This window comes from Streptomyces sp. NPDC017676 (assembly GCF_044329325.1).
GTDB lineage: Bacteria > Actinomycetota > Actinomycetes > Streptomycetales > Streptomycetaceae > Streptomyces.
The window spans coordinates 309,239-322,139 of record NZ_JBIRJA010000008.1; the positions used below are offsets into that span (position 1 = coordinate 309,239).

13 protein-coding genes are annotated in these 12,901 nt (G+C 73.2%); 7 read left to right on the forward strand and 6 right to left on the reverse strand.

Features of this window, described 5'->3' with window-relative positions:
* Positions 1–68: 68 nt before the first annotated feature.
* Positions 69–2,087 carry an NPCBM/NEW2 domain-containing protein gene (locus ACH4LD_RS19850; RefSeq protein ID WP_398056271.1) on the reverse strand — a complete coding sequence of 673 codons (2,019 nt, stop codon included), beginning with the start codon at positions 2,085–2,087 and terminating at the stop codon, positions 69–71.
* Between the two features lie 197 nt (positions 2,088–2,284).
* Between ACH4LD_RS19850 and ACH4LD_RS19855 the strand changes: the two genes are divergently transcribed.
* Both ACH4LD_RS19855 and ACH4LD_RS19860 read left to right on the forward strand, forming a co-directional pair.
* On the forward strand, positions 2,285–2,476 hold the full coding sequence (locus tag ACH4LD_RS19855) for a hypothetical protein (RefSeq protein WP_103816181.1): 192 nt from the start codon (positions 2,285–2,287) through the stop codon (positions 2,474–2,476).
* Between the two features lie 153 nt (positions 2,477–2,629).
* Positions 2,630–3,673 carry an NUDIX domain-containing protein gene (locus tag ACH4LD_RS19860; protein ID WP_132790875.1) on the forward strand — a complete coding sequence of 348 codons (1,044 nt, stop codon included), beginning with the start codon at positions 2,630–2,632 and terminating at the stop codon, positions 3,671–3,673.
* On the opposite strand, the gene ACH4LD_RS19865 is transcribed toward ACH4LD_RS19860, so the two are convergent.
* Together ACH4LD_RS19865 and ACH4LD_RS19870 are read right to left on the reverse strand one after the other, a co-directional pair.
* On the reverse strand, positions 3,643–4,377 hold the full coding sequence (locus ACH4LD_RS19865) for an MBL fold metallo-hydrolase (protein WP_398056270.1): 735 nt from the start codon (positions 4,375–4,377) through the stop codon (positions 3,643–3,645). The genes ACH4LD_RS19860 and ACH4LD_RS19865 overlap by 31 nt on opposite strands.
* Positions 4,378–4,439: 62 nt before the next feature.
* Complete coding sequence (locus ACH4LD_RS19870) at positions 4,440–5,795, reverse strand: dipeptidase (protein ID WP_132790879.1); 1,356 nt, start codon at positions 5,793–5,795, stop codon at positions 4,440–4,442.
* A gap of 128 nt (positions 5,796–5,923) precedes the next feature.
* Here ACH4LD_RS19870 and ACH4LD_RS19875 point away from each other — a divergent pair, with 128 nt between their 5' ends.
* Complete coding sequence (locus tag ACH4LD_RS19875) at positions 5,924–7,165, forward strand: geranylgeranyl reductase family protein (protein ID WP_398056269.1); 1,242 nt, start codon at positions 5,924–5,926, stop codon at positions 7,163–7,165.
* Here ACH4LD_RS19875 and ACH4LD_RS19880 read toward each other — a convergent pair.
* Complete coding sequence (locus tag ACH4LD_RS19880) at positions 7,155–7,604, reverse strand: nitroreductase family deazaflavin-dependent oxidoreductase (RefSeq protein ID WP_398056268.1); 450 nt, start codon at positions 7,602–7,604, stop codon at positions 7,155–7,157. The two genes, ACH4LD_RS19875 and ACH4LD_RS19880, sit on opposite strands and share 11 nt — an antisense overlap.
* A 165-nt stretch (positions 7,605–7,769) precedes the next feature.
* On the opposite strand from ACH4LD_RS19880, the gene ACH4LD_RS19885 reads away from it, so the two are divergent.
* The 3 genes from ACH4LD_RS19885 to ACH4LD_RS19895 all read left to right on the forward strand — a co-directional run bounded on the left by ACH4LD_RS19885 (position 7,770) and on the right by ACH4LD_RS19895 (position 10,518).
* Complete coding sequence (locus ACH4LD_RS19885) at positions 7,770–8,462, forward strand: TetR/AcrR family transcriptional regulator (protein WP_398056267.1); 693 nt, start codon at positions 7,770–7,772, stop codon at positions 8,460–8,462.
* A 173-nt stretch (positions 8,463–8,635) separates the two neighbouring features.
* The gene (locus tag ACH4LD_RS19890; protein ID WP_398056266.1) at positions 8,636–9,856 is read left to right on the forward strand and encodes a sensor histidine kinase; all 1,221 of its coding nucleotides are present in this window, start codon (positions 8,636–8,638) and stop codon (positions 9,854–9,856) included.
* Entirely contained in the window at positions 9,853–10,518 is a 666-nt protein-coding gene (locus ACH4LD_RS19895) for a response regulator (protein ID WP_398056265.1), read from the forward strand. Before ACH4LD_RS19890 ends, ACH4LD_RS19895 begins: the two co-directional genes overlap by 4 nt.
* Here the strand turns inward: ACH4LD_RS19895 and ACH4LD_RS19900 are convergent.
* Positions 10,479–10,763: a DUF6332 family protein gene (locus tag ACH4LD_RS19900; RefSeq protein WP_398056264.1), complete on the reverse strand. Its 285-nt coding sequence runs from the start codon at positions 10,761–10,763 to the stop codon at positions 10,479–10,481. The two genes, ACH4LD_RS19895 and ACH4LD_RS19900, sit on opposite strands and share 40 nt — an antisense overlap.
* Before the next feature lie 79 nt (positions 10,764–10,842).
* A complete protein-coding gene (locus ACH4LD_RS19905; RefSeq protein ID WP_398056263.1) occupies positions 10,843–12,333 on the reverse strand; it encodes an MFS transporter in 1,491 nt (496 codons plus the stop codon).
* Positions 12,334–12,419: 86 nt separating this feature from the next.
* Between ACH4LD_RS19905 and ACH4LD_RS19910 the strand changes: the two genes are divergently transcribed.
* Positions 12,420–12,821: a MarR family winged helix-turn-helix transcriptional regulator gene (locus ACH4LD_RS19910; RefSeq protein ID WP_398056262.1), complete on the forward strand. Its 402-nt coding sequence runs from the start codon at positions 12,420–12,422 to the stop codon at positions 12,819–12,821.
* The last annotated feature ends 80 nt before the right edge of the window (positions 12,822–12,901 follow it).

Below are 12,901 nucleotides of genomic sequence, written 5' to 3' on the forward strand. Positions count from 1 at the left end.
GGGGCGGAGGCCGAAAGCGGAGCCCCGTGCGGAGCCCGGAGCGGGGGCCGGGGTGGAGCTTCGGTGGGTCAGCAGGTGAGTTGGGCGTTCGCCCAGTCCGCGTGGTCCGAGTCGACGCCGTCGCCGCCGTCGGTGACGACCAGCCGGACCACCTGGGCGCCGGTGACGTCGGCGGTGAGGGGCTGGGCGGGCATCGCGTTGGTGAGGACGCCGGTGGACGCCGCCTTCGTGCCGTCCGCCCAGATCTCGAAGGCGACGGTGCCCTTAGTGCCCTTCTCGTCGTCCACGCCGACCTCCGCGGTGACCTTCTCGCAGGCCCTGCCGGTGTAGAAGGAGATGTCGCTGAGCGCGTGGACGCCGAGCCCCTTGGCGTACACCGTCCCGCCGATGGTGAGCGGATTCCCGTCACCGGCGGCGCTCTCCCCGTTGCTGGTGTTCCGCTCCACCGGCCCCCAGCCGCTGGTCGCCGACAGCCACGGCAGGTCGCCGAGGTACGACGTCCCGGCGGGCGGCGGCACGACGACGGACGCGGTCAGTGGAAGGGTGCTGGTGACCGGTGTGCCGGACGGCGAGCGGTAGTTCGTCGTGAGGGTGAGGCCGTAGGAGCCGGCCGGGGTGCCGGACGGCACGGTCACCCGCCAGCCGGTGCGCAGTGTCCCACCGGGGGCGAGCGCGGAGGCAGAGGTCGCCGAGGTGGGCCGTACCGTCCAGCCGGCGGGGCCGGTCAGCGACACGGAGACCTGCCGCGCGGGTGTCCGGCCGAGGTCGGCGACGGAGCTGGTGAACGTGGCCGGAGCGGCCGCCTCCAGCAGTGTGCTGCCGTCCAGGCCGAGTTCGACGGCGGGCGGATGGGAGGCCCAGCGGGCGTCGGCCGAGACGCGCAGCAGGACCGTGCCGTGGGCCGGGACGGTGGCGGCGATGGTGCCGGCGGTGTTGTACGTGCGGTGCTGCCACAGGTCCCGCAGGGCGTAGGCGTCGGCGTCCGGCAGGCCGACGGCACGCGCGCTGGTGGCGATCCGCTGGGCGGTGCCGGACTCGTTGAAGAGGGCCACCGCGCGGCTGCCGTCCTTCATCTCCTTGGCCACGACCCAGCGCCCGCCCTCCGAGGAGACGACGGTGCCCTGCTTGCCGAGCGGGTCCTGGTCGACCGCGATGACCTCCTTGTTGCCCAGGATGTCGTAGGTCGCCGGGGAGGCCTTGCGCAGGTCGGTGCCGATGAGCAGGGGTGCGGCCATGACCGACCAGAGCGAGAAGTGCGAGCGGTACTCGGTGTCGGTCATGCCGCCGTTGCCGACCTCCAGCATGTCGGGGTCGTTCCAGTGACCGGGGCCGGCGTACGGCGCGAGCGGGAGGTTCTGCTTCAGGATCGACAGCATCGAGCTCCAGTTGTCGCTGATGTCACCGGTGGTCCGCCACAGGTGACCGACGTCCGAGGCCCACTCCCAGGGCTTGTTCTGCCCCCACTCGCAGATGCTGTAGACGATGGGCCGTCCGGTCGCCTTCAGCGCGTCACGCATGGTCCGGTAGCGCTGCTGGGCGTCCACGCCCTGGTTGTTGCAGTTGTCGTACTTCAGGTAGTCCACGCCCCAGTCGGCGAACTGCCGCGCGTCGCTGTACTCGTGGCCCAGGGCGCCCGGGAAGCCCGTGCTGTCGCAGGTCTTGGTGCCGGCGCTGGTGTAGATGCCGAGCTTGAGCCCCTTGGCGTGGACGTAGTCCGCGACCGCCTTGATCCCGTCCGGGAACCGGGCGGGGTCGGGTACCAGCTTGCCGTTCGCGTCACGGTCCGGCAGGGCCCAGCAGTCGTCCAGGTTGACGTACTGGTAGCCCGCGTCCTTCAGGCCCTTCTCCACGAAGAGGTCCGCGATGCCCTTGACCATGGACGCGTTGAAGTCGGCGCGGCAGTGGGTGGAGTTCCAGTTGTTGAAGCCCATCGGCGGGGTGAGGGCGAGCCCGTCGGCGAGGGCGGGCGCGGCGGGGGCCGCCAGGGCGGGGGCGGCGAGGCCCGCCGCGCACAGCAGGCCGGCGGTGAGCGCTCCGGCCACTCTTCGGCGCATGGTGCGGGTCGTGCGGGTGTGAGGGTGACGCATCGTTGACGTTCCTCCGACTCGCGATACCGGGATGACTGCATGTCCGCGTCATCGGTGCGCGTTTACGGTAGGACGTGTCTGACTGTGTTGGAAGAGGGCTGGCGAGTGTTCGGGTGTGTTCGCTTGCGGCGGGTCCACGGCCCGGTGTGCGCGAGCCACGGCGTGACTCCCGGGCCCTCCGCGCAGTTGATCAGCGCATGAAGAAGCGCAGCATGCTCGCCATCGCCACCCTCGCCGCCGGATTCGTCGTGGCCGCCGTCACCCCGTCCCACGCGGCGGACGAGGCACCCCTCGGCGACCTCAACGTCTCGGACACCGTCGACTCGGCCGGCCACCTCGTCGCCCAGGACAGCCTGGACGTCGACCACGGCGCCCTCGGACACGAGTAACCCCCGACGGCGTACGGCGTGCGTGCCGGTGCCCCCGTCGCGGGGGCGCCGGCACTCCCTTGTGCGCGCGGACAGGCGCCCTCAACGGGAGGGGGTTTCCGTGGCAGGGTGGAGCGGGCAAGCCTCAGGGGGCCGACACAGGAGGGGGAGTCCGTGACCGTCGTCTGGATCAACGGCGCGTTCGGTGCGGGGAAGACCACCACGGCACGCGAACTGATCGAACTGATCCCGAACAGCGCGCTCTTCGACCCCGAGGTCATCGGCGGGGCGCTCACGCACCTGCTGCCGCCCAAGCGCCTCGCCGAGGCCGGCGACTTCCAGGACCTGCCGATCTGGCGCCGGCTGGTGGTCGACACCGCCGCCGCGATGCTCGCCGAGCTGGGCGGCACCCTCGTGGTGCCCATGACCCTGCTCCGCCAGGAGTACCGGGACGAGATCTTCGGTGGTCTGGCCGCCCGCCGGATCACCGTGCACCATCTGCTGCTCACCCCGGCCGAAACGATCCTGCGCGAGCGGATAGCCGGGCGGGAGATCCCGCCCGACCTGCCCGACGGCGAGATGCGCGTACGGCAGTGGTCGTACGACCACATCGAGCCCTACCGCGCCGCCCTCGCCTCCTGGCTCACCGCCGACGCCCACCCGGTCGACACCAGCGACCTCACCCCGTACGAGACCGCCGTCCGCATCGCCGACGCCGTCGGCAGCGGGACCGTACCCGTCTGCGACATAGTCCAGACCCCCGAGCCGACCGCCGAGACGCTCGCCGCCGGCGTGCTGCTCTTCGACGAGCACGACCGGGTGCTGCTGGTCGACCCCACCTACAAGCCCGGCTGGGAGTTCCCCGGTGGCGTGGTGGAGCGGGGCGAGGCCCCGGCCCGCGCTGGGATGCGCGAGGTCGCCGAGGAGACCGGGATACACCTGCGCGAGGTGCCCCGGCTGCTCGTCGTGGACTGGGAGCGGCCCGTCCCACCCGGGTTCGGCGGGCTGCGGCTGCTGTTCGACGGGGGCCGGCTGGGGTCCGGGGAGGCGTCCCGGGTGCTGCTGCCCGGCCCGGAACTGCGCGCCTGGCGGTTCGCCACGGAGCAGGAGGCCGCCGCGATGCTGCCACCCGTCCGTTACGAACGGCTGCGCTGGGCGCTGCGCGCCCGGGAGCGGGGCAGCGCGCTCTACCTGGAGGCGGGCGTGCCGGTCGGCTGACCCGGCGCCGCGACGATCGCGCGGAGTGCGGCGGTGGCGCCGCTCAGCACCGGACCGCCGTGGCCGAAGCAGGCCACCTCCGCCCCGAGGTCCGCCAACCGCCCGATCGAGGCGAGCAGTCGGGACCGGTCCAGGTTGAACACCCCCGCCATCGGCGTCCCGTCGTCCGGTGCCGCCGCCACCGTGTCCCCGGTGAAGAGCACACCGTGCGCGGGCAGGAACAGCGCGATGCTGCCGTCCGTGTGCCCCGGGACGTGCACCACCCGGGCCCCGCCGCCGAAGCCGAGGACGTCCCCGTCCGTCACCTCGGTGAGGGCGGGCGGGGGCACCGCGGGGCCCTCGGGCAGGTGGCGGGCCGCCTCCGCGTGGACCGGCAGCTCCCACTCCTCGAACCGCGGCGGCGGACCCGGCCGTTCACCCCGCACGAACGGCGCGTCCAGGGGGTGCGCCAGCACCTCGGCCCCGCTCAGCGCGGCGAACTCGCCCGCCCCGCCCACGTGGTCCTCGTGGAAGTGGGTCAGGACGACGCGTCGTACGTCCTGCGGGGCGCGCCCCAGAGCGGTGATCGCGTCGGCGATCGTCCGGCCGGAGCCGATCGGACCCGCGTCGACCAGGGTCAGTTCGTCACCGTCGCGCCAGAGGTGGGCCTGGCCGACCGGGAAGCGCAACAGATGCAGTTCGGGCAGTAGTTCGATGACGTCCATGCGCCGACCGTAGGGAGGGCCCCCACCCGGGGGCGAGGGCCCTCTGCCCTGGGCAGAACGGTTCAGCCCGCCGCGTAGTTGCGCAGGAACAGCGCCTCCGCGACCGACAGCCGCTCCAGCTCCTCGGGGGACACGCTCTCGTTCACCGCGTGGATCTGCGCCTCCGGCTCGCTCAGCCCGATGAGCAGGATCTCCGCCTGCGGGTAGAGACCGGCGAGCGTGTTGCACAGCGGGATGGAGCCGCCCTGGCCGGCGTACTGCATGGTCTCGCCCGGGTAGGCCACCGCCATCGCGTCGGCCATCGCCTGGTAGGCGGGGCTGGAGGTGTCGGCGCGGAACGGCTGGCCCTGACCGATCTGCTCGGTGCTGACCCGGGCGCCCCACGGGGTGTGCGCCTCGATGTGCGCCTGGAGCAGCTTGGTGGCCTCCGCCGCGTCCACGCCCGGCGGCACCCGCAGGCTGATCAGGGCGCGGGCGCTCGACTGCACCGACGGGGTGGCGCCGACGACCGGCGGGCAGTCGATGCCGAGGACGGTGACCGCCGGGCGGGCCCAGATGCGGTCGGCGACCGAACCGTCACCGATGAGCTCGACGCCGTCCAGCACCTTGGCGTCCGTGCGGAACTGCTCCTCGGCGTACTCCAGGCCGTCCCACCGGGCCGCGGCGTCCAGGCCGTCGACCGTGGTGGAGCCGTCCTCGGCGCGCAGCGAGTCCAGCACCCGGATGAGCGCGGCCAGCGCGTCCGGGGCGGCGCCGCCGAACTGGCCCGAGTGCAGGTTGCCGGCCAGGGTGTCGATCCGCACCCGGACCATGGTCATACCGCGCAGCGTGGTGGTCACCGTCGGCAGGCCGACCCGGAAGTTGCCCGCGTCGCCGATGACGATGGTGTCCGCCTCCAGCAGCTCGGGGTGCTGCTCGGCGTACCGCTCCAGGCCGCCCGTGCCCTGCTCCTCCGAGCCCTCCACGATCACCTTCACGTGCACCGGGACGCCGCCGTTCGCCTTGAGGGCGCGCAGCGCGAGGAGGTGCATGATGAAGCCGCCCTTGCAGTCGGCGGTCCCGCGGCCGTACCAGCGGCCGTCCCGCTCGGTCAGCTCGAACGGCGGGGTGGCCCAGCCGGACTCGTCCAGCGGGGGCTGCACGTCGTAGTGCGCGTACAGGAGAACCGTTTTCGCACCCTCCGGGCCCGGCAGGTGGCCGTACACGGACCGCGTGCCGTCCGGGGTGTCCAGCAGGGCCACGTCCGTGAAGCCCTCGGCGCGCAGCGCGTCGGCTATCCAGCCCGCGGCGGCGTCGCTCTCGCTCTTCGGGAACTGTGCGAAGTCCGCCACCGACTTGAAGGCGACCAGTTCGGTCAGCTCCGCCTTCGCCCGGGGCAGCAGCGAGGCGACGGTCTCGGCGACCGGATTCGACGGCATGGGCACGCTCCTCGTAGGTGCGACGTTGTACGGGGTGGGACCGATCCTCCCACAGTGGCCTGCGCGGACGGCCGCCGTAGGATGCGACAGGACACTCGGCAACGGCTTGATCGGAGCGGTAGACCATCGTGAGCGGCGAGAACTCTTCGGCGGACGACGTGCAGCGGGTCTGGGACGTCGTCGTGGTGGGCGCGGGCCCCGCGGGCGCCTCGGCCGCCTACGCGGCGGCGGTCGCGGGACGGCGCGTGCTGTTGCTGGAGAAGGCCGAGTTGCCCCGCTACAAGACGTGCGGCGGCGGCATCATCGGCCCCTCGCGCGACGCGCTGCCGCCCGGCTTCGAGCTGCCCTTCCGGGACCGGGTGCACGCGGTCACCTTCTCCAACAACGGCCGCTTCACCCGCACCCGCCGTTCCAAGCAGATGCTGTTCGGGCTGATCAACCGCCCCGAGTTCGACCAGCAACTGGTCGAGCACGCCCAGAAGGCGGGCGCCGAGCTGCGTACGGGCGTCACGGTGCAGCGGGTCGAGCAGCACGGCTCGGCGGTGCCGGACCGGCGCACGGTCGCCGTCGTCCTCCAGGGCGGGGAGACGGTGCTGGCCCGCGCGGTCGTCGGCGCCGACGGCAGCGCCAGCCGGATAGGAGCCCACGTCGGCGTGAAGCTCGACCAGGTCGACCTCGGCCTGGAGGCGGAGATCCCGGTGCCGGAGACGGTCGCCGAGGACTGGAAGGGCCGGGTCCTGATCGACTGGGGTCCGATGCCGGGCAGTTACGGCTGGGTCTTCCCGAAGGGCGACACGCTGACGGTCGGCGTGATCTCCGCGCGCGGTGAGGGCGCCGCCACCAAGCGGTACCTGGAGGACTTCATCGCCCGGCTGGGCCTCGCCGGCTTCGAGCCCGCCCTCTCCTCCGGGCACCTGACCCGCTGCCGGGCCGACGACTCGCCGCTGTCCCGGGGCCGGGTACTGGTCTGCGGGGACGCGGCCGGCCTGCTGGAGCCGTGGACCCGTGAGGGTATCTCGTTCGCGCTGCGCTCGGGCCGGCTGGCGGGGGAGTGGGCGGTCCGGATCGCCGAGGCGCACGACGCCGTCGACGCCCGCCGCCAGGCCCTGAACTACGCGTTCGCGATCAAGGCGGGGCTCGGCGTCGAGATGAGCGTCGGCAAGCGGATGCTGGCGGTGTTCGAGAAGCGCCCCGGTCTCTTCCACGCGGCCCTCACCGGGTTCCGCCCGGCCTGGCGGGCGTTCCGGGACATCACCCAGGGCTCGACCTCGCTGGGCGAGCTCGTCCGCTCCCACCCGATCGCCCAGCGCGCGCTGACCGCGTTCGACCGGGGCCAGGCCGCTCCGGCGGAGGAACCCGTCAATTCGTGACGGTGACGCGGAAGACCGGATGGTCGGGGGCGATCCGGCGCAGCTCCGCGTCCGGGGAGTCGGGGCCGACGCCGTTGAAGAAGATCCCGACCTCCGCCTTCCAGCGCTTGAGGTAGGCCCGCAGCAGCGGGACCTTGTCGTCGTCGGCGACCTCGGTCGCGGTGAAGACGTCCACGTTCTTCCCGAGCCGCAGTTCGCCGCCGCCGGCCTCCCGCATGTTCCGGGTCCACTGGACGTGACCGCGCGGGGCGACCAGGTACTGCTGCCCGTCCACCGTCAGCAGGTTGACCGGCGTGGTGCGCCACTGCCCGCTCTTGCGCCCCCGCACCGCGAGGACCCGGGAGCCCCAGATGCTGATGCCCCGCCGGGTGAGCCAGGAGACGGTCCGGTTCAAGACGTTGACGGTGAACCAGCCCGGCTGGACGACGTGTGTCGACATGGTGACCCCCACGGTTTGAGAGAGCGGTGCTCTCGTTCGGCTCCAGTGTGGGGGAGACGGGCGCTCCAGAGCAAGAGCGGTGCTCTCTTTTCTGTGCGCTGCTCTCGCCTGCGTCTGCCGCTCTCCTCCGTGTGCACCGCTCTCTCCGCGTGGCACACTGCGGGCATGACCACCGCACAGGGTGCCCGCGCCCGGGCCAGACAGGAAGTCACCGCGGCCATCAAGGAGGCGGCACGCAGACAGCTGGCGGCGGAGGGCGCGGCCAAGCTCTCCCTGCGGGCCGTGGCCCGCGAGCTGGGCATGGTCTCGTCGGCCCTGTACCGCTACTTCCCCAGCCGGGACGACCTGCTGACCGCCCTGATCATCGACGCCTACGACTCCGTCGGCGAGGCGGCCGAGCGGGCCCGGGACGCCGTGGCCGACGCCCCGCCGCCGGAGCGCTGGATCGCCGTGTGCGAGGCGGTACGCGACTGGGCGCTGGCCCATCCGCACGAGTACGCCCTGATCTACGGCTCGCCCGTGCCCGGCTACTCCGCCCCCGAGACCACCGTCCCGGCCGCGGCGCGCGTCGGCATGGTCTTCATCGGCATCGTGCGGGACACCCACGAGGGTCCGGGCCTGTCCGCGCTCTCCCTCCCGGCCGACCTGCGCCCCGAGGGCGCGCGCATGGTCGCCGACTTCGCCCCCGGCGTACCGCCGGAGGCCGCGGTGGCGCTGGTGGCGGCCTGGGCCGAGCTGTTCGGGCTGATCGGATTCGAACTGTTCGGCCAGTTCCACCGGGTGGTGGAGGACCGCGAGGCGTTCTTCCGCCACGCGGCCGGCCGACTGGCGGAAGGAGTGGGGCTGGGGCGGGGCTGAGTGCGGCGTCGCCCCCTTCGGGGTGGTGGTGTCCGGGACGCGGAGCCCCGCCCGGCGGCGCCGCGCGAACCGCGCCACCCGGGCGTCCCGAGCCGTGTACTCCCCCGGGAGTACACCTGATCACCTCGCCCGGCTGACGTCGTCCCGGCGCGTCGGCGTCTAGCGTGGCCCGCATGGACGAGCAGCACGGCGGCGGCCCCTCGCACGGGTGGCGGTACGGGCCGCCCGGGTGGAACCGCCCGGGCGACGCCGAGGCGCACCGCGCCGGGCTGCCCTGGCGTTCCACCGTGCTGATCACCGCGTTCGTGCTGGTCGGCAGCAACTTCGCCGCGCACAGCCAGCCGGACCGGGTGCCGCTCGACGGTTACGCGCGCGTGCTGCTGCTCGTCGCCTCGGCCCTGTTGCTGTGGCGGCACCGCCACCCGGTGGCCGTGGCGTTCGGCACGGCCGCCGCGACCCTGGCCTATCTGGCCCTCGGCCACCCCTACGGACCGGTCTTCCTCGCCGTGGCGGTCGGCTGTCTCGGCGCGGTCGTCACGGGGCACCGGCGGGCGGCCTGGGCGGCCGTCGCGCTGCTGTGGGCGGGACACGTGCTGGTCGCGCTCTGGCTGTACCGCTGGCTCCCGCCCGCAGGGGACCGCCGCGCGGGCATCGGGCAGGAGATCGTCGTCGCCACTTGGGTGCTGGCCGTCGTCGCCCTCGCCGAACTGGCCCGGGTGCGGCGCGAACAGTGGGCACGGGAGCGCGCGGACCGCGCGGAGGCGGCGCGACGGCGGGCGGACGAGGAGCGGCTGCGGATCGCCCGCGAACTGCACGACGTCCTCGCCCACAGCATCTCCGTCATCAACGTCCAGGCGAGCATGGGACTCGCGCTGCTGGACAGCGACCCCGAGCAGGCACGGGCCGCGCTCACCACGATCAAGACCGCCAGCAAGGAGGCGCTGGGCGAGGTGCGCCAGGTCCTCGGCACCCTGCGCGCCCCGGGCGCCGCGCCGCGCGCCCCCGCGCCCGGTCTGGACCGGCTGCCGGAACTGGTGGAGCAGGCCGCGGCGGCCGGCCTGACCGTCGAGACCGAGGGCGAGCCGCCCCGGCTGCCGCCGGGCGCCGACCTGGCCGCCTTCCGCATCGTGCAGGAGGCCCTCACCAACGTCGTACGCCACTCCGGTTCACGGCACGCGCGCGTGCGCTTCGCGTACGCCGACGGCGTTCTGCGGCTGCGGATCGACGACGACGGACCGGCGACCGGGTCGGACGCCGGGGGCAGCGGCAACGGGCTGGCGGGCATGCGGGAACGGGCCGCCGCGCTGGGTGGCACCATCGAGGCGGGCCCGCGCCCCGACGGCGGCTTCCGGGTGCTCGCCGTCCTGCCGTCGCAGCTCAGGGAGGACCAGTGATCCGGGTACTGCTCGCCGACGACCAGTCGCTGGTGCGCGCCGGTTTCCGGGCGCTGCTCGACGCCCAGCCGGACATCGAGGTGACCGGGGAGGCGGCCGACGGCGAGGAGGCGCTGCGCCGGGTGCGCGAACTGCGGCCGGACGTCGTCCTCATGGACATCCGCATGCCGCTGCTGGACGGCCTGGCCGCGACCCGGCGCATCACGTCCGACCCGGCGCTGGTGGACGTGAAGGTGGTCATGCTCACCACCTTCGAACTGGACGAGTACGTCTTCGAGGCGATCCGCGCGGGCGCCTCCGGCTTCCTGGTGAAGGACACCGAGCCGGACGAACTCCTGCGTGCCGTACGGGTGGTGGTCCAGGGGGACGCACTGCTGTCGCCGGGCGTCACGCGCCGGCTGATCGCCGAGTTCGCGGCACGGTCCAAGCAACCCGCGGTCGCGGACGCGCTCGCCCGGCTCACCGAGCGGGAGCGGGAGGTGATGGCGCTGGTCGGTATCGGCCTGTCCAACGAGGAGATCGCCCGCCGGCTGGTGGTCAGCCCGCTCACGGCCAAGACGCACGTGAGCCGGACCATGGTGAAGCTGGGCGCCCGCGACCGCGCCCAACTCGTCGTCCTGGCCTACGAGTCGGGGCTGGTACGGCCCGGCTGGCTGGGCTGAGCGGTCCGCCGGAAGCGCACCAGCACGCTGACCACCCGGGCCACGAACAGGACCGGTGCGACCGTCATGCCGAGCCGCAGCAGGACCTTCGACAGCAGGCCGGGCAGGTCGAAGAGGAGCGCGGGCCCGGCCACGGCCCCGAACAGCACCGCCGCCGCGAACGCGGCGCTGACGAGCGCGTAGCCGGTCTCGACCGTCGCCGCGTCCCGCTCCGCCTTGTTGCGGCGGCCCCCGTAGGTGTCCATTCCGTCAGCTTCACAGGCGTGCGCCCGGCGGGGCAAGCGATCCCCGCCGGGCGCACGTGTGGAGGCGTCCCCCTCTTTCCTAGTCGCGGACCGGTACGCGGTCCGCGTCCGCCTCCTTCAGGGTGGACCTGGCGACCACGACCGACCGTCCCCGGCGCGGCCGGCGCAGCCCGCTGAGCGACAGCAGCAGCCCCACGACGGCGATGACCGCGACCACGACCAGACCGGGCCGGTAGCTGTCCAGGACGGCTTGCGGGGTGGCCTGCGCGGGAGCGTGCGCGGTCACCACCGCCGTCACGACGGCCAGGAACAGCGCGCCGCCCACCTGCACGGAAGTGTTCAGCAGACCGGAGACCATGCCCTGCTCGTGCTCGTCCACGCCGTTGGTGGCCTGGACGTTGAGGGACGGGAAGGTCAGCGCGAAGCCCGAGCCGACCAGCAGCATGGTCGGCAGGATCACGGCCGCGTACACCGGGTGCAGGTCGACGCGCAGGAACAGCGCGTACCCGACCGCCAGCAGGACGAAGCCGACCACGATCAGCCGCGCGGTGCCGAACCGGTCGATGACGGCCCCGACCTTGGTCGCGGAGAGCGCCACCAGCGCGCCCGCCGGCAGGAACGCCAGCGCCGTGTGCAGGGCCGACCAGCCCAGCACCTGCTGCATGTAGAGCGTGACCAGGAACTGGAAGCCCGTGTAGCTGCCGACGAACGTCAACGCGCCGAGCTGGGCCCGGACCTGCGGTCCGGAGCGCAGTACCCCGAGCCGGACCAGCGGGCTCGGGCTGCGCAGTTCGACGACCACGAAGGCGACCAGCATGAGAGCCACGGCGACGAAGGACAGCAGCGTCCGGGCCGAGGCCCAGCCGGCCTCGGGCGCCTCGACGACGGTGAACACCAGCAGCAGCATCGAGGCGGTGCCGAGGACGGCACCCGGGACGTCGTAGCCGCCGTGGTCGCGTTCGCGCTCGCTGCGCGGCAGCAGCCTCGTGCCCACGAGCAGGGCGAGCAGGGCGACGGGGGCGGGCAGCAGCATGGTGAACCGCCAGCTGGCCTCGGTGAGCAGCCCGGAGAAGACGAGGCCCATGGAGTAGCCGGCGGCGGCGCAGGTGGTGTAGATCGACAGGGCCCGGTTGCGCAGCGGGCCCTCCGGGAACGTCGTGGTGATGATCGACAGGCCCGCCGGTGCCGTGAAGGCCGCGCTGAGGCCCTTGATGAAGCGGCTGGCGATCAGCAGCGGGCCGGAGTCCACGAGTCCGCCGAGCAGCGAGGCCAGCGCGAAGACGCCGAGCGCCACCAGGAACACCTGGCGCCGGCCGAGCAGGTCGGCGGTCCGGCCGCCGAGGAGGAGCAGGCCGCCGTAGCCCAGGATGTAGCCGCTGACGACCCATTGCAGGGTCGACGTGGACAGGCCGAGATCGGCACCGATGGAGGGCAGCGCGACGCCGACCATCGACACGTCCAGTGCGTCCAGGAACATCGCGGCACACAGCACCAGCAGGGTGCCCCACAGTCTGGGCGTCCAGCGGACCGCCGGGGACGGGGCCGGGGAGGTGGTGAGCGGAGAGGTCATGCCGCGTACACTTACATGCATGTGCATGAGATGCAAACGCATTTAATGACGGTGCAATAAATGCGCTTGTCTGCTACCGTGCGTTCATGGCGGCGAAGAAGCAGCCCGAGCAGGCGCTCGTGGAGCAGTGGCGGGACATCCTGGCCCTGCATGCGCGCACCCAGTGCGAAGTGGACCGGGCGCTGCACGGGCACGGACTGTGCGCGAGTGACTTCGAGGTTCTCGACCTGCTGGCCGAGGGCGACGCCGCGGACGGCGGCTCGGCCTACCGGGTGCAGGAGATCTCCGACCGGGTCCACCTCAGTCAGAGCGCTCTGTCCCGGCTCATCGGCCGCCTGGAGAAGGACGGCCTGGTCGAGCGGGCCATGTGTCCGGAGGACCGGCGCGGGGTGCGGGTGGTCCTCACGGCCAAGGGACGCGCGCTGCACGGCGAGGTACGGCCGGTGCAGCGCGCGGTGCTGGCCAGGATGCTGACCGAAGGGGACTGACGGCTCCCGGTGCCGGCCGGCACCGGGGAGGGGCCGTCGGGGTCGTCGGACCGACCCCGGGCAGCCTGGACCGCCGGTGC